Origin of the sequence: Pseudomonas sp. F8002 (assembly GCF_013385495.1) — a bacterium.
In the GTDB taxonomy this organism is placed as follows: domain Bacteria; phylum Pseudomonadota; class Gammaproteobacteria; order Pseudomonadales; family Pseudomonadaceae; genus Aquipseudomonas.
This window is the reverse complement of sequence record NZ_JACAPW010000005.1, coordinates 1-24658: the sequence shown is the minus strand read 5'-3', so window position 1 is coordinate 24658 and position 24658 is coordinate 1. Positions and strand designations below refer to the sequence as shown.

The following is a 24658-nucleotide window of genomic DNA, read 5'->3' as shown; positions in this document are numbered from 1 at the left end:
CCGCTGTAAGAGCGGAACCCTAAGTGGCTGTTACCGCAGCAACGGATATGTACACTCACGAAACCCGCTCCCCAACCACAACCCCATCCCGCCACCAAGCCGCCAAACTAAACACGTTCGGCGCCTTGAGCAGCGAAAAATGATTCCCCGGCCCATACCAAACCTCCAACACCCCCACGCACCCGCGCCACCCCTCAACCATCAACCCCTGCTCCCGCTGATTCCCTGCCGCGTCAAGGGTCGGGTCCTCCGCCAACACCAACCGCACCACCCCCTCATACCGTCGGGCAGGCCGATAAACCGTACGCAACGCCGACGCATACGTGCGCGCCGGCCCATCCATGGCATCCACCGAAGACCGCGCCGGCAACAACCCGACCCCCACCATCCCCCCATGCAACAACCTTCGCTGCTCCACTTCATCGCGCCCGGCAAAATCCACCGCATCAATCCCAAGCGACTTACCCGAAGCCACCTGCATCGACTCCACCAACCGCAACAACGCCGCCGTCGTGGTATAGGGCCGGCCCACCACCCCATTGCCCCCGGGCGCCTCGCTGTCGATCAACGTCAACGACGCCACCTCACGCCCCAGGGCCTGCAACCGCGTGGCCATCTCGAACACCACCCAGCCGCCAAACGAATGCCCCACCAAATGCACCGGCCCCGAAGGACACTCCTGCTCCAGGGCCTGCAAATAACAGCGCGCCGCCGCCTCAACCTGGCTATGGGGCACCACCTCTCCATCCAGCCCACGGGGCTGCAAGCCAAAGATCGGCCAGTCCCGGCCCAACGCCTCGGTCAACCCCACAAACCCCGTCACGCTATCCCCCGCCCCCGGTACACAGAAGATCGGTGCCTGCCCGGCGCGACCACTCTGGATCCGCAACAACGGCTGATGCACCGCCACAGCCGGCGCCTCACTCAACGCCAGGGCCTCACCCATCGCCTGCCCCAGCGCCTGGATATGCGGTGCCTGCATCATGCTCTGGTGATCCCCCGGCACCTCAATGCGGCGCAATTGCCCCGCGGCCAGTGCCTCATTCCATCCCAAATCCAGGCTGCGTCGCGAGAGTTCCGTCGGCCGCTCGGCGGCGCTGAACAAGTGCACCGCCAGTGGCATCGGGAACAGGCTGTAATGCGCCAACGCATGCCCATGCCCGACTTCCCGCTGGATAAAACTCAACAGGTCCGCGTCCGAAGCCGCCGCCATCTGCGCGTACAGCAAATGCCGATCGCGGCAGCGTTGCAGCAAACCCGCAAAGTCCAGCTGTCCAATGTCCGCTTCCAGTTGCTCAAGGCTCGCCAACTCATCCACACCTCCCTGTGCCTTCCAATACGCCGTGCACTGCAACAGCAAATGCCGCTTGAGGGCATCCGGCCCGCTCCAGCGCGCCTTGCCCTGGTCGGTCATGCGCGGCACGTAGCTGTCGATCAACCCGAGGAATGCCACCGGTTCGTCCAGCCCCTGCAGTTGCATCGCCACTTCATAGGCCAACACCCCGCCGAACGACCAACCCGCCAGCCGATACGGCCCATGGGGCTGCACCGAGCGGATAATCCCCACCAGCCGCGCCGCCAGGCCTTCCATGGTCTGTAACTGCACCTCGCCAAGGGGCGTACCGGGCAGGCCATAGATCGGGTAGTCCCCGGGCAGGTGCCGGCCCAGCGCCGGGAAATACACGTCCATGCCGCTGAACTCATGCACCAGGAACAACGGCGGCTGGCTGCCGCTGGCGCGTACGGTGATCAGCGAGCTGTTGTCCTCCCGCGCCGTGCGCTGACCGAGCATCGAGGCGACCGAGGCCACGCTGGCATGCTGGAACAGCTCGGCCAGCGACACCTCAAGCCCCGCCTCTTCCATCAGGTTGACCAGCCGGATCGCCAGCAACGAATGGCCGCCCAGTTCAAAGAAACTGTCATGCCGACCGACCTGCTCCAGCCGCAACACTTCGGCCCAAAGGCGTGCCAGGGTCTGTTCCAGCTCGTTCGCCGGCGCCTCGAACACGCGGCTCGCCGATGCCTCCAGCGCGGGCACCGGCAGGGCCTTGCGGTCGACCTTGCCGTTGGCTGTCAGGGGCATTTTTTCCAGCGGTACATAGGCCGATGGCACCATGTAGTCCGGCAGGTGCTGCAGCAGATGACCGCGCAACACTTCGATGGCCAGCGGCCCGCCGGTGTAGTACGCCACCAGGCGCTTATCGCCAGGCGCATCTTCCCGCGCAAGCACCACCACATCCTTGATCCCGGTGCAGGTCGCCAGGCGCGCTTCGATTTCACCCAACTCGATGCGGAAGCCGCGGATCTTCACCTGATCGTCATTACGCCCGATGCACTCCAGCAGTCCGTCCGCCGACCAGCGCCCAAGGTCGCCAGTGCGGTACAACAAGCCATCGCCAAACGGATCATCGACAAACTTCTCGGCCGTCAGCTCCGGCCGGTTCAGGTACCCCTTGGCCACGCCATACCCGCCAATGCAGATTTCCCCGACCACACCCAGCGGCACCGGCTGCAAGTGCGCATCCAGCAGGTGGATTTGCGTGTTGGCAATCGGCCTGCCGATCGGCACGCTTTCGGCATCGGCGGCGATGGCCTGCACTTCATGCGTGGTGGCGTAAGTGGTGGTTTCCGTCGGGCCGTAGCAATGCACCAGCCGCAGTGCCGGCGCCTGGGCCAGCAGGCTGCGGAACGCCGCCGGGTCGGCCCGTTCGCCGCCGCACAACAGGATGCGCAGCCCGGCCAACGCGTCGGGAATCAATTGCACGTACTGGTTGAACAGCGCAGTGGTGACGAACAGGATCGTCGCCCCGCCCGCCTTCAGTGCCCGGCCAAACGCGCCGGGGTCGAGCAAGGTCGCATGGTCGATCACCAGCACCTGGCCGCCGTTGAGCAAGGGGCCCCACACGTCCATGGTGCTCGCGTCGAACGCCGGGTTGGAAGCGAACGCCACGCGGTCATGGGCGTTGAAATCGGCGTAGCCGTTATTGATCACCAGCCGCGTGATGCCCCGGTGCGGTACCAGCACGCCTTTGGGAGTGCCGGTGGAGCCGGAGGTGTACATGATGTACGCCACGCGCTCCGAGGACTGCGACAGGTCCGGGTTGTGGCTCGGTTGCGGGTCCAGCGCCAGGGTGTCGAGGTCGATACGTCGGGCCGGGTAAGCGACAGGCTCGCTGCTGTGGGTCAACAGCCACACCGCGCCACTGTCCTGCACCATAAAGGCCTGGCGCTCGGCCGGGGCGTTGATGTCCAGCGGCACGTAGGCCGCCGCGCATTTGAGGATTGCCAGTTGGCTGAGCAACAGGTCAATCGAGCGCGGCAACAGGATCGCCACATGGTCGCCGGGCTGCACGCCCAGGTTGCGCAGGTGGTGCGCCAACTGGTTGGCGCGGGTGTTCAGCGCGCCGTAACTCAGGGTGTGTTCACCATGCACCACTGCGATAGCACCCGGGCGTGCCTGCGCCTGGGCTTCGAACAAACGCTGCACCGTATGTTCGTGAGGGAATTCGCGCTGGGTGGCGTTGAATTCCATCCGCAGTTTTTCACGCTCCGCCGCCGGCAGAATCGACAGTTGGCTGATTGAGCCCCCTGCATTCTGTTCCAGGGCCTGCACCAGTTGCTCCAGGGCAACATGCAGGTACTCGCAGAGGCGTGGCGCGCCCTGCCCCATGGCGTCAAAGCCAAACCCGTCGCCCAGGTCATCGACACTCAGGGACAGCGCAAAGTTGGTACGTTCCTCGGCCTTGAGCACCTGCATGCCCTGCCACGCCTCGGCTACGCCGCCAGCGTGCGGGGCGCTGTGGCGATAGTTGAACAGCACGCTGAACAGCGGCGTATTGGCCGGCAGCCCGCTGCAACGCTGGGCCAGGGCCAGTGGCGCATGTTCATGACTGAGCAACCGGGTCAGGCTTGCGTGGGTGGCCATCAGCGCTGCGTGCACCGTGCGCTCACCCAGGTCGACCCGCAGCGGCAAGGTGTTGATGAACACGCCCAAGGCACGTTCGGCGCCTTCGCCGCCTTGCAGCCGGCCCAGCAATACGGTGCCGAACACCACCTGCTCGCGGCCGGAAACCTTGCCCAGCACCTGCGCCCAGGCCAGGTGCATCAGGCTCGCAGCACTCACCCCAAGCTGCCGTGCCAGGGTGCGCAGGCGCCCGTTCAACAGCGGGTCGACGCGCAAATGTGCCTGTTGCGCTTCATCCGGTGCACTCAATGCCAGCGTCGGCTCATCGACCTCCCCGAGCATCTCGCGGAAGAACGCTTCGTGCTCTTCCTCGCGCATGCCCAACCGCGTCTGCGCCACATAATTGCGATACGGCACCGCCGCACCCAATTGCTCGCGCCGGCCGAGCAAGCACGCCTGCATCTCGTGCTGCAGCACCTCCAGCGCAACGTGGTCCATCACCAGATGATGGAACAGCAACAACGCAACCACCCGCTGGTTGGCCGGGTCCTCGGCGTACACCAGGCGCATCAGCGGTGCCTGAGCCAAGTTCAGCCGATGCTGTTCGAAGCGCGCCTGCAATTGCTCCAGCACATCGCCCGCCAGTTGAATCGGCTCAACCCGCAGCGAGGCCTGGCGCCACACCACCTGCACCGGCTCTTCCAGCCCGTCCCAGTGCATCGACGAGCGCAGGATATTCTGCCGCTCGATCACCGCCTGCAACGCCTGGGCAAACGCTTCAAGGCGCTCGACGCTGGCGAAGGCAAACTGCGCCTGTAACAGGTACGCGTCACCCTGTTGCACTGCGCGGTGGTGATACAGGATCCCGGCCTGCAACGGCGCCAGCGGGTAGATATCCTGCACGTTGGCCGCGCCGCCGGGAATGCTCGCGACAAGGCGGTCGATGGCGGCCTGCTCCAGGTTCACCAGCGGGAGCATATCCGGGGTGATCCGCGTGCAATCCGCGGCAATCCCATTGGCTGGCACCACCACTTCGCGACCACCCCCCACGGCAGCCGCCAAGGCTGCAAGGGTGGGTTGACCAAACAACACTTTCACATCCGCCGACAACCCGACCCGACGCATGCGGCCGATCAGGCTGGCGGCCAGCAGCGAATGGCCGCCCAGCTCGAAGAAATGGTCGTGCCGACCCACACGCTCCACCTTGAGCAAATCCGCCCAGAGGCCGGCCAGGGTGATTTCGGTTTCCCCCACAGGCGCGACGTACTCCCGGGCGCTCACCGATTCCAGGCCCGGCACCGGCAGTGCCTTGCGGTCGAGCTTGCCATTGGGGCTCAGGGGCAAGGCGTCCAGGTGCATGAAGGTGGCCGGTACCATGTAGTCCGGCAGGTGTTCCAGCAAATGGCTGCGCAAAGCGTCGATTTGCGCCGGCACGCCGGTGTAGTAAGCCACCAGCCGTGAATCGCGGGCGACCACGGCGGCTTCGTTGATCTGCGGGAATTGCAGCAGTCGCGCCTGGATCTCCCCCAGTTCGATGCGCAAGCCACGGATTTTCACCTGGTCGTCATTGCGGCCCAAATACTCGATGGTGCCGTCCGGCAGGTAGCGCCCGACGTCGCCGGTGCGGTACATCCGGCCCGCGCTGAACGGGTCCTTGAGGAAGCGTTCGGCCGTCAGCTCAGGACGGTGCAGGTAACCCCGCGCCACTTGCACACCGCCGATGAACAGCTCGCCCACCACACCCAATGGAACAGGCTGCAACTGCCCGTCCAGCAGGTACATGCGGGTGTTGGCAATCGGCTTGCCGATGGGGGTGTTGTCCGGCGTGACGGGCCCGGCGCAATCCCACGCCGTCACGTCCACCGCCGCTTCCGTCGGGCCGTAGAGGTTGTACAAACCGATGCCCGGCAACTGCTGCTTGAAACGGCGCACCAGGTTGCCGGGGAGCGCTTCACCGCTGCACATCACCCGCACCAGCCCGACGCCCTGGCTGACATCGCCGTGGGCCAGGAACACGTCCAGCATCGAAGGCACAAAGTGCAGCGTGGTGATCTGCTCGGACTCGATCACATCACACAGGTAGGCCGGGTCTTTATGCCCGCCAGGACGCGCCATGACCAAACCTGCGCCGGTGAACAGCGGCCAGAAAAACTCCCACACCGACACATCGAAGCTGAACGGGGTTTTTTGCAACACCCTGTCCTGGGCAGTCAGTCCGTACTCGTCCTGCATCCACAGCAGGCGGTTGACCACGCCCGCGTGCTCGTTGATCACGCCTTTCGGTTGGCCGGTGGAACCCGAGGTGTAGATCACGTAGGCCTGATGCTGCGCGGTCAGCCCATCCACTCGTGGGTTGGACGTTGGTTGGTGCTGCCAGGTGTTCCGGTCCAGGTCCACCACCGGCACCGTGACGTCGCCCAGCAACGAACGGGTTTCGCCCTGCACCAGCATGGCGGCCGGTGCGCTGTCCTTGAGCATGTAGGCGATACGTTCCAGCGGATACGCCGGGTCCAGCGGCACATAACCGCCGCCCGTCTTGAGGATTGCGAACAGGCCAATGACCATCTCCAGGCCGCGCTCGACGCAAATCGCCACCCGCGAATCCGGCTGTACACCCAACTCCCGCAGATGGTGCGCCAACTGATTGGCCCGTTCGTTCAGCTCGCGATAGCTCAGGCACTCCGAGCCTGCCTTCACCGCAAGCGCATCCGGCGTTCTCGCCACCTGGGCTTCGAACATACCGTGCAGCGTCTGGTCGAGGTTGTAATCCACTGTGGTGTTATTGAAGTCGAACAGCAGATGCTGGCGCTCCTGATCGTCCAGCAAGTCAGCCTGCTCCAGCACCGCCTGATCGTTATCCACCATGGCCTGCAGCACGCGGGTGAAATAGCCGACATAGCGTTGCATGGTCGACTCATCAAACAACGCGATGGCGTACTCCAGGGTGCCGCGAATTTCGCCCCGGGTCTCGCCGAGGTTCAGGGACAGGTCGAACTTGGCAAAGTGACTGTCCTCCACAATGCCTTCAAGGCTCAGGTCGCCGAGGGCCAGCACCGGCGCGTCACTGTCCTGCCAGGTCAACATCGTCTGGAACAGCGGGCTATGGGCCAGGCTGCGCAATGGCCGGGTGATTTCCACCACCTGCTCAAACGGCAGATCCTGATGAGCCTGGGCGTCCAGCGCCAGCCCCTTGACCCGCGCCAGCAGCGCCTCGGCGCTCAGTTCGCCCGAGGTATCAATGCGCACTGCCAGGGTGTTGACGAACAACCCGATCAGGCCTTCCACCTCGGCCCGCTGGCGGTTGGCGACCGGCGAGCCGATCACCACTTCCTCCTGCCCGGCCAAACGCGCGAGCAACGAGGCCCACGCCGTCATCATCACCATGTACAGCGTGGTGCCGTGGCGTTGGCTAAGGGCCTTGAGCCCGGCGCTCAGGCGCTCATCCAGGTGCACCTCGACGCTGCTGCCGGCGTAGTCCTGCTGGGCCGGGCGTGGACGGTCGGTCGGCAACATCAGCAACGCCGGCGCACCGGCCAGGGTGTGTTGCCAGTAGCTGCTCTGGCGATGCAGCACTTCGCCGCTCAGCCACAGGCGCTGCCATACGGCAAAGTCGCTGTACTGGATCGGCAACGGCGGCAGTGGGTCAGCCTCACCGTGGCTGAACGCCTGGTACAGCGCCATCAGTTCGCGGGTCAGCACGCCCATGGACCAGCCATCGGACACGATGTGGTGGATAGTCAGCAGCAACACGTGATGATCGTCGGCCATGATCACCAGGCGCCCGCGCAACAGCGGGCCGCGCTGCAAATCAAAAGGCGCCGAGGCTTCGCCCTGGATCAACGCGTCCAGCACCTGCTGTGCTTCGGGGTGGCGACGCAGGTCCTGGACTTGCAGGGGCATCACTTCTTCAGGCGGCACGATCAGCACCTGGGCGTCGTCATCCTGCTGGGCAAACCGGCTGCGCAAGGTTTCATGCCGCGCGACGATCCGCGCCAGGGCCCGTTGCAGCGCGTCGACGTGCAACTGCCCGCGCAGGCGCAGGCCGATGGGAATGTTGTAGGCGGTGTTGGCGCCCTCCATCAGCGCCAGGAACCACAGGCGTTGCTGGGCAAACGACAACGGCAACTCCGTGTCCCGCGCCGCCGGCAGGATATCCGGCAAGGTGCTGCGCCCGGCCTGGGCCACTACCTGCGCCACCGCCGCCAGTTCAGCATTGGCGAACAGTTCGCCCAGTGCCAGGTCGACCCCCAGTTGCTGGCGAACCTGGGACACCATGCGCATGGCCAGCAACGAATGGCCGCCCAACTCAAAGAAATGATCCTGGCGCCCAACACGTTCCACTTGCAACACATCGGCCCAGATCTGCGCGAGGACGGTTTCGATATCGCCATGAGGCGCCTCGTATTCGCGTGTGAAGACGGCGGCCAGGTCCGGCTTTGGCAGGGCCTTGCGGTCCAGTTTGCCGTTGGCAGTCAGGGGCAACGCATCGAGTTTCACGTAGGCCACCGGGACCATGTAGTCCGGCAAGTGCGCCACCAGATGGGCACGAACCTCGCCCACTTCAAGCGGTTCGAATTGCGGGTTTTCGGTGAAGTAAGCCACCAGCCGTGGCTGGCCCGGTTGGTCTTCACGGGCCAGCACCACGGCTTCCTGGAGACCAGGCAGCTGGTTGAGGCGGGTTTCGATTTCCCCCAGTTCGATGCGCACACCGCGGATTTTCACCTGGTCGTCGTTGCGGCCCAGGTACTCGATATTCCCGTCCGGCAACCAGCGCGCGAGGTCGCCGGTGCGGTACATGCGGCCCGAATTGAATGGGTCATCCAGGAAACGTTCGGCGGTCATTTCCGGGCGATTGAGGTAACCCCGCGCCACGCCCTTGCCGCCCACGTACAGTTCACCGGCAACGCCCAAGGGCACCGGGCGCTGCTGTTCGTCCAGCAGGTAAACCGTGGCATTGGAAATGGGCTTGCCGATGTGCAACGGCTGCCCGGGCTCGATCCGCCCGGAGGTCGCCACCACCGTGGCTTCCGTGGGGCCGTAGTTGTTGATCACCTCGAAACGCTGGGCCCGGGTGAACTGGCGCAGGCGGTCGCCGCCAATCAGCAAGGTGCGCAGGGTCGGGTGCTCGATGTTCTGGCTGAACGCATATTCGGCCACCGGCGTGGGCAGGAAGCACACGTCCAGCGGTTGTGCGCGCCACCAGTCCAGCAGCGCGTCGATATCTTCGGCGCCGTCGTGGGCCGGCGGCAGGTGCAAGGTGGCCCCCACGCACAGTGCCGGCCAGACTTCCCAGGCCATCGCGTCAAAGCCAAACCCGGCAACGCTCGCGGTGTGGCGGCCTGCGCACAGGTCAAACGCGGTGCAGTGCCAGTCCACCAGGTTGGCCACGGTGTGATGTTCCACCATCACGCCCTTGGGCAGGCCGGTGGAGCCGGAGGTGTAGATCACGTAGGCCAGGTTGGTGGGCGTGACGGCCACCTGCGGGTTGCTCGCCGAATGGTGGTGCCAGGTAAAACGGTCCAGGTTGATCACCGGCACATCGAGCGCGGGCAGGCGCTCCAGCAGTGCATGCTGGGTCAGTACCGCGACCGGGGCGCTGTCGCCGAGCAGGTAGCTCAGGCGCTCGGCCGGGTGCGACGGGTCCACCGGCACATAGCAGGCACCGGACTTGAGGATCGCCAGCAACCCGGCCAGGGTGTCCAGCCCGCGCCGGGCAACGATGGCCACGCGATCGTCGGGTTTTACCCCCAGCGCCAGCAGGTGATGGGCCAGCAGGTTGGCTTGTTGATTCAACTCGGCATAGGTCAGCTGGCGGCCTTGATACACCGCGGCCACCGCGTCCGGGGTCAGCAGGGTTTGGGCCTCGATACGCCCATGCAGGGTGGTGCCTTGGGGGAAGTCGATGACTGTCGCGTTGAATTGCTCCAGCAAGTGCCGCTGCTCCGCCTCGGGCAGTACCGACAAGCGATTCAAGGGTGTTTCGGGTGCCTGTTCCAGCGCCTGAACCAGGTTCCCCAGGGCAGTTTGCAGATAAGCGCACACCCGCTGCGGATCAACCTGGGCGCAGGCCAACAGGCTCAGGCTGAAGTCTTCGCCCAGGTCGTCGACGCTCAGGGTCAACGGGTAGTTGGTGCGTTCCTCGGAGCGCAACGCTTGAATACCCTGCCAGGCCGAGACCGCTTCGGCGCTCGCGCCGCCTGCGCTATGGCGGTAGTTGAGCAACGCGCTGAACAGCGGCGTCGGCGCCACTACACCGCTGCAACGCTGGGCCAGGGCCAGCGCCGCGTGTTCGTGACGCAGCAAGGTGGTCAGCCGGGCATGGGTCGCCTTGACCCCGGTGCGCACGTCTTCAGCACCCACATCCACCCGCAATGGCAAGGTGTTGATAAAGATCCCCAGGGCTCGGTCGGTGTCGTGGCTGCCCTGCATGCGGCCCATCAGCACCGTGCCGAACACCACCTGTTCCTTGCCCGCCAGCACTCCCAGCACCTGGGCCCAGCCCATGTGGAACAGGCTCGCGGCGCTGACGCCCAACTGCCGGGCCTGGGCGCGCAAGCGCCGGCTCAACTGCGGGGCCAGCGGCAGGCTGATCTCCTGGATGTTGTCGCCGTCGCCCTGCACATCCTGCAGGCCGTAGGGCAAGGTCGGCTCGCTGATGTCGCCGAGCATCTGCCGGAAGAACCCTTCGTGCTCCTGCTCGCTGATGCCCAGGCGCGCCTGGGCGACATAGTTGCGAAACGGCACCGCCTGGCCCAGTTCACCCGCCCTGCCCAGCAGGCAGGCTTGCATCTCGTGGCAGACCACTTCCAGGGCGCTGTGGTCCAGGGCCATGTGGTGGAACAACAGCATCGCCACCACCCGTTGGCCGGCTTCATCCCAGGCCCGCACCAGGCGCAGCAGCGGCGCGCGGGTCACGTCCATGCGGTAGTGGCGGCCATCGAACAGGCGATGCAACTGGGCGGCGATATCGCCGTCTGCCGGGTCCAGTTCAATCGCCTGCACCGGCAGGCGCGCCGTGCGCCAGACCACTTGCGACGGTTCTTCCAGGCCTTCCCAGACCACGCCGGTCCGCAGGATGTCGTGACGGTCGATCACCTGTTGCAAGGCCAGGGCGAAGCCCTCGAAACGCTCAAGGCTGTCGAAGGCAAACAGCGACTGCATGATGTACGGGTCGCCGTGCTCGGCACTCACATGGTGGTAGAGGATGCCCTCCTGCAACGGTGCCAGCGGGTAGATGTCCTGCACATTGGCGACGCCCCCCTCGACGGTCTCGAGGATACGGTCGATGGACGCCTGGCTGAGGGTCGACAGGCTCAGCATCTGCGGGGTAATCGAGGTAGCGCCCGGTGGAATGCCATTGGCCGGCACCTGCACCTCACCGGCCTTGGTGGCCGAGTACTCCCCGGCCTTGATCAGCTCGATCAGCGCCGGCTTGTGTTCGCGCAGCGAGGCCACCAGTGCCGCGTCGCTCAGGGCCTGCTTGTTGCCTTGCACCGACAACTGATCGCCCTTGAGCGCCAGTTGCACATCCTTGGCCTTGAGTGTCGCCAACAGTTCGATGATGCTCACAGGACGATCTCCATTCGTTCGGTAATTGCGGCGTAGCCGGCCAGGGTCGGCTGTTCGAACAGGCCCCGCACATCGGCTTCCATGCCTTCCTGACGCAAGCGTCCGATCAAACTGACGGCCAGCAACGAGTGCCCGCCCAGCTCGAAAAAGTTGTCGTGTCGCCCGACCCGCTCCACCTTCAGCAGCTCGGTCCACAGCCGCGCCAGGGTGATTTCGGTAGCGCCCACCGGGGCTTCGTACTCGCGCACGATCAGTGATTCCACACCCGGCGTAGGCAAGGCCTTGCGGTCGAGCTTGCCGTTGGGGCTCAGGGGCAGAGCGTCCAGATACACGAATACCGCAGGCACCATGAAGTCCGGCAAACGCGCCAGCAGGTGCGCCCGCAACTGTTCGATATCGGCTGGCACTCCGGTGTAGTAAGCCACCAGGCGTTCGTCGCGGGCCAACACGGCCGCTTCCTTCACCTGTGGGTACTCGGTCAGCCGCGCCTGGATTTCCCCCAGTTCGATACGCAGGCCACGGATTTTCACCTGGTCGTCATTACGGCCCAGGTACTCGATATTGCCATCCGGCAGGTAGCGCCCGACGTCACCGGTGCGGTACATCCGGCCTGGGTTGAACGGGTCCTTGAGGAAGCGCTCGGCCGTCAGTTCGGGACGGTGCAGGTAGCCGCGAGCCACTTGCACACCGGCGATAAACAGCTCGCCCACCACGCCCAGCGGCACCGGTTGCAACCGGGCATCCAGCAGGTACATGCGGGTGTTGGCAATCGGCTTGCCGATAGGCGTGTTGTCCGGCACCACGGGCCTGGCGCAGTTCCAGGCGGTCACGTCCACCGCGGCTTCCGTCGGGCCATAGAGGTTGTACAAGCCGATGCCGGGCAATTGCTGCTTGAAGCGCCGCACCAGGCTGCCGGGCAAGGCTTCGCCGCTGCACATCACCCGCAGCAGCCCGGCGCCCTGGCTGACATCACCGTGGGCCAGGAACACATCGAGCATCGACGGCACGAAGTGCAAGGTGGTGATCTGTTCTGCCGCGATCACCTCGCACAGATAAGCCGGCTCCTTGTGCCCGCCGGGGCGTGCCATGACCAGCCGCGCACCGGTGAACAGGGGCCAGAAGAACTCCCACACCGACACATCGAAGCTGAATGGGGTTTTCTGCAGTACCGCATCAGTGGCGTTCAGGCCGTAGGCGTCCTGCATCCATAGCAGGCGGTTGACCACACCCGCGTGCTCGTTGATCACGCCCTTGGGTTGGCCGGTGGAGCCGGAGGTGTAGATCACGTAGGCCTGGTGCTGCGCGGTCAACCCGGGAACCTGTGGATTGGACACCGGCTGGTGCGCCCAGGTGTTCTGGTCGAGGTCCACCACCGGCACCGTCACGTCGCCCAGCAACGAGCGGGTAGCGCCCTGCACCAGCAGCGCCGCGGGCTGGCTGTCTTGCAGCATGTAGGCGAGGCGATCCAGCGGGTACGCCGGGTCCAGCGGCACATAACCACCGCCGGCCTTGAGGATCGCAAACAGACCGATGACCATCTCCAGCCCACGCTCGACGCAAATCGCCACCCGCGCATCCGGCTGCACGCCCAGTTCCCGCAGGTGGTGCGCCAGTTGGTTGGCGCGCTGGTTCAGCTCGGCATAGGTCAGGCATTGCTCACCCGCCTTCACCGCCAATGCATCCGGCGTGCGCTCGACCTGGGCCTCGAACAGGCCGTGCAGGGTCTGCGCCAGGTCGTAGTCAACCTCGGTGGCATTGAAATCAAACAGCAGCTGCTGACGCTCTGCATCCCCCAGGATCGGCAGGCGGTCAAGGGCCTGGTGCGGCGCGTGCTCCAGGGCCTCCACCAACTGGGTCAACGCCATCTGCATATAACCGCAGACCCGTTGTGCGCCTACCTGGGCCGGGGTCAACGCGGTGAAGTCATAACCATCACCCAGGTCATCGACGTTCAGGGTCAACGGATAGTTGGTGCGCCCGTCATTGGTCAGGGTCTGCATGCCTTCCCAGGCGTGCTGCGCGTCCTGTGAACGGGTGGCGCCGCCCCGGTGGCGATAATTGAGCATCGAGCTGAACAGCGGCAGCGGCGCCGCCACCCCGCTGCAACGCTGGGCCAGGGCCAGGGAAGCATGTTCATGGCCCAGCAGCGCGGTGAGCCGGGCATGGGTGCTGCGCACGCTGTCGCGCACGCCTTGCCCGTCGATATCCAGGCGCAATGGCAGGGTGTTGATGAACACGCCAAGGGCCCGGTCCGCGCCCTCGCCGCCCTGCATCCGGCCGACCAGCACCGTGCCAAACACCACATTCGGCTTGCCCGACGTCACCGCCAACACCTGCGCCCATGCCAGGTGGAACAGGCTCGCGGTGCTCACGCCCAGCAGGCGTGCCTGGGCCCTGAGGCGCCGGCTGACGGCAGCGTCCAGGCGATGCGTGAATTCTTCGATATCCCGACCATCGCCCTGCACATCCTGCAAGCCAAACGGCAGCGTCGGCTCATGGATATCGCCAAGCATCTCGCGGAAGAACCCTTCATGCTCATGCTCGCTGACACCCAGTCGCGCCTGCGCCACGTAGTTGCGATAAGGCATCGGCGCGGCCTGCGGTGCGGGGTGCCCCAGCAGGTAGCCCTGCATTTCCCGCAGCACCACGTCGAACGCGGTGTGGTCCAGCACGATGTGGTGATACAGCAGCACCGCCACCACCCGCTGATTGGCCGGGTCGTTGGCGTACATCAGGCGGACCAGCGGCGCCTGGGCGATGTCCAGCCGGTAGCGCCGGGCGTCGAAACGCTGATGCAGGCCGGCCAGCACATCACCGTCCGGATGCAGCGCTTCGACCGTCAATCGAGCCTTGCGCCACACCACTTGCACCGGCTGCGCCAAGCCTTCCCATACCACGCCGGTCCGCAGGATGTCGTGGCGGTCGATCACCTGCTGCAAGGCCTGGGCGAAGCTGTCCAGGCGCGCCTGGGTATCGAATGCCAGGTGCGATTGCAGCAGGTACGGATCGCCCTGCTCCGCCGTGATGTAGTGGTAAAGAATGCCTTCCTGCAACGGTGCCAGCGGGTAAATATCCTGCACATTGGCGGCGCCACCCGGCACGCTGGCGACGATCTGGTCGATCATCGGCTGATCCAGCTCCACCAATGGCAGCATTGAGGGCGTGATGCGCGGGCAATCGGCGGCGATGGCATTCACCGGCACCACCACTTCCCGGCCGCTGCCCACTGCCGCTGCCAATGCCGCCAGCGTCGGCTGGCTGAACAGCACCCGCACATCGGCGCTGAGGCCGGCCTGGCGCATGCGCTCGATCAGGCTTACCGCCAGCAAGGAATGGCCGCCCAGCTCGAAGAAGTGGTCATGGCGGCCCACTTGCTCCACCTGCAACACCTCGGCCCAGATCCGCGCCAGGGTAGTCTCGACTTCGCCGCGTGGGGCTTCATATTCCCGGCTGAGCACGGCGGCCTGATCCGGTGCCGGCAGCGCCTTGCGGTCAAGCTTGCCGTTGGCGGTCAACGGCCAGCTGTCGAGTTTGACGTAGGCCACCGGCACCATGGCCTCGGGCAGTTGGCTGTGCAGCTCGGCGCGCAGGGTTTCGATAACCAGCGGGGTTTGCTGGGTGAACCAGGCCACCAGGCGGCCGTCGCGCACCAGCACCACGGCTTCCTTGACGCCGTCGACGGCGGCCAGGCGGGTTTCGATTTCTCCCAGCTCGACGCGCACGCCCCGGACTTTTACCTGGTCGTCGTTGCGGCCCAGATATTCAATGTTCCCATCCGGCAGCCAGCGCGCCAGGTCGCCGGTGCGGTACATGCGGCCCGGGTTGAACGGGTCATCGAGGAATCGCTCGGCGGTCAGGTCCGGGCGATTCAGGTAACCGCGGGCCACGCCGCGGCCGCCTACATACAGCTCACCGGCCACACCCACCGGCACCGGCCGTTGTTGTGCATCCAGCAGGTACACCGTGGCATTGGCCATCGGCTTGCCGATATGCAGCGGCTGGCCGGCGCGCACCCGGCCAGAGGTGGCGACCACCGTGGCTTCGGTGGGGCCGTAGTTGTTGATCACCGCGAAACGTCGCTCATGGCTGAACTGGCGCAGGCGATCACCGCCGATCAACAGGGTGCGCAAGCTTGGGTGCTCAAGGTCCTGGCTGAACGCGTACTCGGCCACCGGGGTGGGCAGGAAGCTCACGTCCAGCGGCTGGGCCAGCCACCAGGCCAGCAGTTCGTCGATGTTTTCATTGCCGACATGGGCCGGTGGCAGGTGCAAGGTCGCCCCCACGCACAGTGCGGGCCAGACTTCCCAGGCCATGGCATCGAAACCGAAGCCGGCCACGCTGCTGGTGTGGCTGGCGGCCTGCAGGTCGAAAGCTTCACAGTGCCAATGCACCAGGTTTTCCACGGTGCGGTGTTCCACCATCACGCCTTTGGGCTGGCCGGTGGATCCGGAGGTGTAGATGACGTAGGCGAGGTTCGCCGGGGTCAGGCTGGAGATGTGGGGATTGGTGCCGTCGGGATAGGCGCCATGCAGATCGACGATGGCGACATCACCGAGCACGCCACGTGTGCTCTCTTCGGCCAGGACCGCGACCGGTGCGCTGTCTTGCAGCAGGTAAGCGATGCGCTCGGCCGGATAGGCCGGGTCTACCGGGACGTAGGCCGCGCCCGCCTTGAGAATCGCCAGCAGGCCCGCCAGCATCTGCGGGCCGCGTCGGCAGCAGATCGCCACACGGTCGTCGGGCTGTACGCCCAGCGCCAGCAGGTGATGGGCCAGTTGGTTGGCGCGTTGGTTGAGCTGTTGGTACGTCAGGTGCTGGCCGTCCTGGCTCACGGCAATCGCCTGCGGCAGGCGCAGGGCCCGGGCTTCGAAAGCGCCGTGCAGGGTCTGCCCTTGCGGGTAGTCGCGGGCGGTGGCGTTGAAGCTGCGCAGAAGGTGTTCGCGTTCGCGGGCAGGCAGTACCGGCAACTGATGCAACGGCGTTTGCGGCGCGTGCTCAAGGGCCTCCACCAGTTGCTCCAGCGCACTGTGCATGGAGTCGCACAGGCGCTGCGCGCCGATGGATTCCAGCGCCAGTACCGTCAGGCCGAAGCCTGTGCCAAGGTCGTCCACACTCAGGGTCAGCGGGTAGTTGCTGCGTTCTTCGCCGCCGAGCAATTGCACGCCTTCCCAGATACCGTGGCCGTCGCGGGCCATTTCGCCCGGGGTGCTGTGGCGGTAGTTGAGCAAGGCACTGAACAACGGCATCGAGGTCGGCACGCCGCTGCACCGCTGGGCCAGCGCCAGGGATGCATGCTCATGGCCCAGCAAGGCACTGAGACGGGCGTGAGTCGCCTTGACGCCGGCACGTACCGCGTCGGCACCCACCTCCACCCGCAGCGGCAAGGTGTTGATGAACATGCCCAATGCCCGGTCGGCACCTTCGCCGGCTTGCATGCGGCCCATCAATACGGTGCCGAACACCACGTCCTGGCGGCCCGACACCAGCCCGAGGACCTGGGCCCACGCGAGGTGCATCAGGCTCGCAGCGCTGACCCCCAACTGCCGGGCCTGCTCGCGAATCCGCTGCGCCAGCAGCGCATCGACGGGCAATTCGGCCTCTTCGATATCCCGGCCATCGCCCTGCACATCCTGCACGCCGAAGGGCAGCGTGGGCTCGTCGACATCGGCGAGCATTTCGCGGAAGAACTGCTCGTGTTCCTGGGCGCTGACACCCAGGCGAGCCTGGGCCACGTAGTGACGGAACGGTGCCGCGGCCGGCAAGTCATCGGCCTGGTTGAACAGGAACGCCCGCATTTCCTGGCCGACCACTTCCATGGCGGTGTGGTCCAGTGCCAGGTGATGGAACAGCAGGATCGCCGCGACCCGCTGGTTGGCCGGGTCCTGCGCATACACCATGCGCAGCAGCGGCGCCTGGGTGATATCCAGGCGATAGTGGCGGGCATCAAAACGCGCGTGCAGTTGTTCGATCACATCACCATCGGCCGGGTCCAGCGGGATGTTCTGCACCACCAGTTCGGCCTGGCGCCACACCACTTGCACCGGGCTGTCCAAGCCTTCCCACACCACGCTGGTGCGCAGGATATCGTGGCGCGCCACGACCTTTTGCAGCGCGCCCATGAAGGCCTGCAAACGCTCGACGCTGTCAAACGCCATGCGCGATTGCAGCAGGTAGGGGTCACCCTGTTCGGCGCTGATGTGGTGGTAGAGGATGCCTTCCTGCAACGGCGCCAGCGGGTAGATATCCTGCACGTTGGCCGCACCGCCGGGCACCGTCGCCACGATGCGGTCGATGGCCGGCTGGTCCAGCTTGACCAGGGTCAGCATCGACGGCGTGATGTGCTCGCAGCCAGGCGCAATGCCGTTGGCCGGCACCACGATTTCCCGGCCACTGCCCACCGCCGCCGCCAGCGCCGCCAGGCTTGGCTGGTTGAACAGCACCCGCACATCGGCGCTCAGGCCGGCCTGGCGCATGCGCTCGATCAGGCTCACCGCCAGCAACGAATGGCCGCCGAGTTCAAAGAAGTGGTCAAAACGCCCGACACGCTCGACCTTCAGCACGTCCTGCCAGATTTGCGCCAGCAGGGTTTCCACCTCGCCCTCCGGGGCTTCGAAACCACGGCTGAGCAGCGACGCCTGATCCGGTGCAGGCAGGCCCTTGCGGTCCAGCTTGCCATTCGCGGTCAGCGGCAACAGTTCCAACCAGACATAGGCCGACGGCACCATGTAGTCCGGCAGCCGGCTTTGCAGGTGCGCTCGCAACGCTTCAATACTCAGCGGCGCCTGGGCGGTGTAGTAAGCCACCAGGCGCTTGTCGCCGGGCTCATCTTCACGGGCCAGCACCACCGTGTCTTTCACGCCGGAATAGCTGGCGAGGCAGCTTTCGATTTCACCGGGCTCGATACGGAAACCCCGGATTTTCAGCTGATGGTCGTTGCGGCCCTGGTACAGCAAGGTGCCGTCCGCCTGCCAGCTCGCCAGGTCGCCGGTGCGGTACAGCAGCCCATCGCCGAACGGGTCGACGATAAATTTCTCGGCGGTCAATTGCGGCTGGTTCAGGTAACCCTTGGCCACACCCGCGCCACCGATGTACAGCTCGCCAACCACGCCCAGCGCCACCGGCTGCTGCCGTGCATCCAGCACGTAGGCGCGGCTGTTGCCAATCGGTCGACCAATCGGAATACCGCCCTCACCCACCGACTTGATCTCGAAGGTGGTGGAAAACGTCGTGGCTTCGGTGGGGCCATAGCCATTCAGCAGGTGCTGCGGCGCGCCGTGCTCAAGCACCCGGGCGATCACCTGCGGGTCGAGCACATCGCCGCCGACGATCAGGTAGCGCAGTTGCCGGAACATCGGCATCAACCCGTCGGCGTACTGATGGAACAGCCCGGCGGTCATCCACAACACGCTGACGGATTGCTCCTGCAACAGGGCGCCAAACGCGGCCTGGGACAGCAACGTGGCATGCTCGACCACCACCACGCAGCCGCCGTTGAGCAACGGCGCCCACACATCGAGGGTGCTGGCGTCGAACGCCGGGTTCGAGGCGAAGGCCACCCGGTCGCGGTGATTGAAGTCGGCGTAGCCGTTGTTGATCACCAATCGAGAGACGGCGCGATGGGGCACCTGCACGCCCTTGGGCGCACCGGTTGAGCCGGAGGTGTACATGATGTACGCCACGCTTTCGGCAGACTGGGACAGGTTCGGATTATGGGTCGGCTGATTGTCGAGGTTCAGCCCGTCGAGATCACGCAGCACCTGCCCGGCATGACTGTCCTGCACCATGAACGCCTGGCGTTCGTCCGGCGCATTGATGTCCAGCGGCACGTACACCGCCGCGCACTTGAGGATGGCCAGTTGGCTGACCAGCAGGTCGATGGAACGTGGCAGCGCGATGGCCACGCTGTCGCCCGGTTTTACACCCTGGTCGATCAAATAGTGGGCCAGGCGATTGGCCCGCAGGTTGAGTTCGCGGTACGTCAGCGACACGTCGCCGTGCACCACCGCCAGCGCGTCGGGGCTGGTCAGGACGCCGGCTTCGAAGATCCCGTGCACGGTGTGCGCAGCCGGGTAGGCGCGAGCAGTGGCGTTGAAATCCACCAGCACTTGATGCCGCTCGGCGGCTGGCAGGATCGACACTTGATGCAGCGGTGTGGTCGGCGCCTGTTGCAGTGCCGTGACCAGGTTGCGCAAGGCGCTGAGCATGTAGTCGCCGACGCGCTGCACATCCACCTCCGCCACGCCTTGCACGGTCAAGGCAAAGCCTGCGCCGAGGTCGTCGACGTTCAGCACCAGCGGGTAGTTGCTGCGCTCCTCGGAACTGAGGATTTCGATCCCGGCGTCGGCGAACGGGCTGGCGCCCGGCGCTTCACCCGGCGCGCTGTGGCGGTAGTTGAGCAAGGTGCTGAACAACGGCAGCGCACCGGACACGCCACTGCATCGCTGGGCCAGGGACAAGGAGGCATGTTCATGCCCCAGCAACTGTGCCAGCCGCGCATGGGTGGCGCGCACGCCAGCCTGCACGCCCACCGCGCCGACACTGACCCGCAACGGCAAGGTATTGATGAACATTCCCAGCGCCCGGTCGGCGCCCTCGCCGCCGTGCAGCCGGCCCAGCAGCACGGTACCGAAGACCACGTCGTCCTGGCCCGAGACCTGGCCGAGGACCTGGGCCCACGCCAGGTGCACCAGGCTTGCGGCACTCACCCCCAGTTGCCGGGCCTGCTCGCGAAGGCCCAGGCTGAGGGCCGGTTCCAATGCCACGTGCGCTTCGCGCACACCGCTGCCGTCGCGGTTCACGTCCTGCAAGCCGAAGGCCAGGGTCGGCTCGTCGATGTCGCCGAGCATTTCGCTGAAGAACGCCTCATGCTGCGCAGCGCTCACACCCAGGCGCGCCTGGGCCACGTAGTTGCGGTACTGCACGGCGTCGGGCAGCAAGCCGGTTTCGCCTGCGAGGCTGGCGCTCATTTCTTCTACCAGCACCTGCAACGCGGTGTGGTCCAGCAGGATGTGGTGCAGCAGCAGGATGCCGACATGACGGCCCTGATCCTCGGCGTAGGCAAAGCGCATCAGCGAGGCGCGGGACAGGTCGAGGCGATAGTGGCGTGGGTCGAAGCGTTCCTGCAGTTGCGCCAATACGGCGCTGGAAGGATCGGCTTCAACCTGCTCAACCACCAGCAGCGCCTGGCGCAAGACCACCTGCACCGGCTCGTCCAGGCCTTCCCAGACAATCCCGGTACGCAGGATATCGTTGCGCTCGATCACGCTTTGCAGCGCACGGATAAACGCCTCGACCGGCTCATGGCCGCTGAAGCTGAACTGCACCTGCAACACGTAGGGATCGCCCTCGGTGGTCGCCAGGTGGTGATAGAGGATGCCGGCCTGCAACGGGGCCAGGCCGTAGATGTCCTGCACGTTACCGATACCGCCGGGCACGCTGGCGATGATATGGTCGATGGCCTGCTGGTCGAGATTCACCAGCGGCAGCATGTCCGGGGTGATGTGCCGCGTCGCTTCGCCGATCAGGTTGGCCGGGACCTGCACTTCATGCTGCCCGCCCACCGCAGCGGCCAGCGCAGCCAGGGTCGGCTGGCCGAACAGCACCCGCACATCGGCGCTCAGCTCGAGCTGGCGCATGCGTTCGATCAGCTTGACCGCCAGCAACGAATGGCCGCCCAGCTCGAAAAAGTTGTCCTGGCGCCCGACCCGGTCGACCTTGAGCAGGTCTTGCCAGAGATTCGCGATCGCGGCTTCCACCGCGCCTTGTGGCGCTTCATAACCACGACGGGCCAGGGCATCGGCGTCCGGTGCCGGCAAGGCCTTGCGGTCGAGCTTGCCGTTGGTGGTAAGCGGGAACGCGTCGAGCAGCACAAAGGCGCTGGGCACCATGTACTCGGCGAGGGACAGCAGCAGGTGGTCACGCAGCTCAGCGGCAGTGGGCGTGTGTTCAGGCTGGGCAATCACGTAGGCCACCAGGCGCTTGTCGCCCGGTTCGTCTTCGCGGGCAATCACCACGGCTTCGCGCACACCTTCGCAGGTGGCCAGGCGTGCTTCGATTTCCCCCAGTTCGATACGGAAACCGCGAATCTTCACCTGGTCGTCGTTGCGCCCCAGGTACTCGACACTGCCGTCGGCCAGCATCCGGCCGAGGTCACCGGTCTTGTACAGGCGCAGGCCGGTTGCGGGATCCGTCAGAAAACGTTCGGCCGTCAGCTCATCGCGGTTGAGATAACCCCGCGCCACGCCGGCACCGCCGACGTACAACTCCCCGACTACGCCGCTCGGCACCGGTTCGCGACGGGCGTCCAGCACATACAGTTGCAAGTCGGGAATGCGCACGCCAATCGGGCTCACGCCCACCCGCTGTGCATCCGCCGCCTCCAGGGCACGGTAGGTCACGTGCACGGTGGTTTCGGTGATGCCATACATGTTGACCAACCGCGTACCAGCGTTGGTCACCCGGGCGTACCACGGCTTGAGAATCCCCGGTTCCAGGGTTTCACCGCCGAAGATCACCTGGCGCAGCGAGTGCAGTTGCTGGCTGCGGCCCTGTGCCGCGATCAACTGGCGGAACGCGCTCGGCGTCTGGTTGAGAATACTGACGCCGGCTTCGCACAGCAGTGCGTAACACTCGTCCGGCGAGCGGCTGACCAGCTGCGGCACCACCAGCAACTGCCCGCCATGCATCAGCGCGCCCCAGATCTCCCACACGGAGAAGTCGAAGGCAAACGAGTGGAACAGCGCCCAGGTGTCATTGGCGTTGAACTTGAACCAGTGCTCGGTGGCGCTGAACAGTCGCGCGACGTTGCGGTGTTCGATCATCACGCCCTTGGGCAGGCCGGTGGAGCCGGAGGTGTAGATCACATAGGCAAGGCTGGACGCGCTGATTGCAACGTTGGGGTTGACGATGGGCTCGTGCTGCAGGCTGTTGAGGTCGATCGACGTGACGTCGCCCACCAAGTGGCAGGTGTCGTCCTGCACCAGCACCGCCAGCGGCGCGCTGTCTTTCAGGGTGTAGGCGATACGGTCCAGCGGGTAGGCCGGATCGATCGGCACATAACCCGCCCCAGCCTTGAGAATCCCCAGCAGGCCAATGATCATTTCCAGCCCGCGTTCGACACAGATCGCCACCCGGTCATCGGGGCGAATGCCATGCTTGAGCAGGCAATGCGCAACCTGGTTGGCGCGCTCGTTCAGCTCGCGGTAGCTCAGGTGTTCGTGTTCAAAGCGCAGCGCGATGGCTTCGGGATGGCTGGCGGCATGAGCTTCGACTTGCTGGTGGATCAGGGCTGAATCGGCGTAGTGCTGGGTGCTGGCGTTAAGGCCATGCAGCAGATGCTGGCGTTCGGCGGCAGGCAGGATGCCCAGGTTGTGCAACGGTGCATCTGGCGTTTGTTCCAGGGCCAGCACCAGGTTTTCCAGGGCGGTGTGCAGGTAACCGGCAATGCGCGTCGCGCCGATGGAGGCGTCCACCATCACGGTAAAGGCAAAGCCTTCGCCCAGGTCATCGACGTTGACCGTCAGCGGGTAGTTGGTGCGTTCTTCGGCGCCCAACACCTGGATGCCTTCGGCGATGTCGATCACCGCCTGGGTGTCCGAGGCATCGCTGTGACGGTAATTGAGGATGGCACTGAACAACGGCGTGGGTGCGGCCACACCGCTGCAACGCTGGGCCAGGGCCAGGGAGGCGTGTTCGTGATCGAGCAGTTCGGTCAGGCGTTTATGGGTGGTTTGTACGCCCTCGCGCACGCTTTGTTCGCCTATATCTACCCGTAGCGGCAGGGTGTTGATGAACATGCCCAGGGCCTGGTCGGAGCCCTCGCCCGCGCCCATGCGGCCGAGCATCACGCTGCCAAATACCACGGCTTCGCGAGCCGAGACCTTGCCCAGCACCTGGGCCAGCGCGAGGTGCATCACGCTGGCGGGACTGACACCCAACGGTCTGGCCTGGGCCCGTAGACGGCGACTTAGATCGCTGTCGACGGTGATGCGGGTTTCATCGATGCCATGGCCGTCACCCTGCACATCCTGGAGGCCGAACGGCAGGGTGGGTTCATCGATGTCGGCGAGCATTTCGCGGAAGAACGCTTCGTGAGCCTGTTCGCTGACGCCGTGGCGGACCTGGGCGATGTAGTTGCGAAACGGTACCGGAGCGCCGGCCTGTTCGGTCTGGCCGGCGAGGTGCAGCTGGATCTCGCGGCGCACTACGTCGAGGGCGGTGTGGTCGAGGATGGTGTGATGGAACAGCAGCATGGCGACCACGCGCTGGTTGCGCGGGTCTTCGGCGAATACCAGGCGCAGCAGCGGCGCCTGGCCGAGGTCCATGCGGTAGTTGCGGGCATCGTAGAGGGCTTGCAGTTGGGTCATTGCATCGCCATCAAGGCGGGCTTCTTCGCAGACCAGGGAGGCTTTGCGCCAGACCACTTGCAGGGGTTCGTCGAGGCGTTCCCAGGCCATCGAGGTGCGCAGGATGTCGTGGCGGTCGATGACCCATTGCAGGGCCTGGGCGAAGGTTTCAAGACGGGCGCGGCTGTCGAACACGAACTGCGCGTGCAGCACGTAGGGGTCGCCCTGGTGCGCTGACAGATGGTGGTAGAGCATGCCTTCCTGGAGGGGCGCCAGAGGGTAGATATCCTGCACATTCGCCGCCCCGCCGGGGATCGCGGCGACGATGCGGTCGATGGCGGGTTGGTCGAGGTTGACCAGGGGCAGCATGTCCGGGGTGATGCGATAGGCCGGGCTGAGCCAGTCGCCGCCGTGTTGGGCGACGAGGTCGAGCAGTTGGGGTTTGTGGGCGATCAGTTGGTCCCATAGGGCGTCATCCAGCGCGTCGTCGTCACCCAGGATGATCAGGTCGCCTTCGTCCATTTGCAGGCGGATCGGGTGGGTGGAAAGAGCTGCCAGTAATTTGCTGAACTGCATGGGGTAACCTGCTTTTTGAGTCGGATACGGTTGAGGAGAAAGTCCGTTTTCAGCTGTCGCGTAAGTGCCTGGGAGGCCCGGTTTAAAGCGCGGGCGCAGTCGTGGGCCGGGAGGCTTCCCGCAGGGTTGGGAAATTAGAGGATTCGGGGGGTGGGGGGTGACATGGGAAGCGGGGACAAATGGGCTGGCGTTGGGGGACTTTCGTAATAGTTGGATGGGGGGCTTATCCGTTATTTGGGTGATGGCTTCGATTGGTTCCGCTCTT

General features: G+C 65.3%; 2 protein-coding genes. Both read right to left on the bottom strand.

The genetic code is table 11. The features are described 5' to 3' along the window. Positions 1-55: 55 nt before the first annotated feature. Positions 56-11473 (bottom strand): non-ribosomal peptide synthetase, encoded by an 11418-nt coding sequence (locus HX811_RS06965; RefSeq protein WP_177045327.1) that lies wholly within the window; start codon positions 11471-11473, stop codon positions 56-58. After that, positions 11470-24393, bottom strand: coding sequence for a non-ribosomal peptide synthetase (locus HX811_RS06960; protein ID WP_177045325.1), 12924 nt, complete (start codon positions 24391-24393; stop codon positions 11470-11472). Before HX811_RS06960 ends, HX811_RS06965 begins: the two co-directional genes overlap by 4 nt. Positions 24394-24658: the final 265 nt, after the last annotated feature.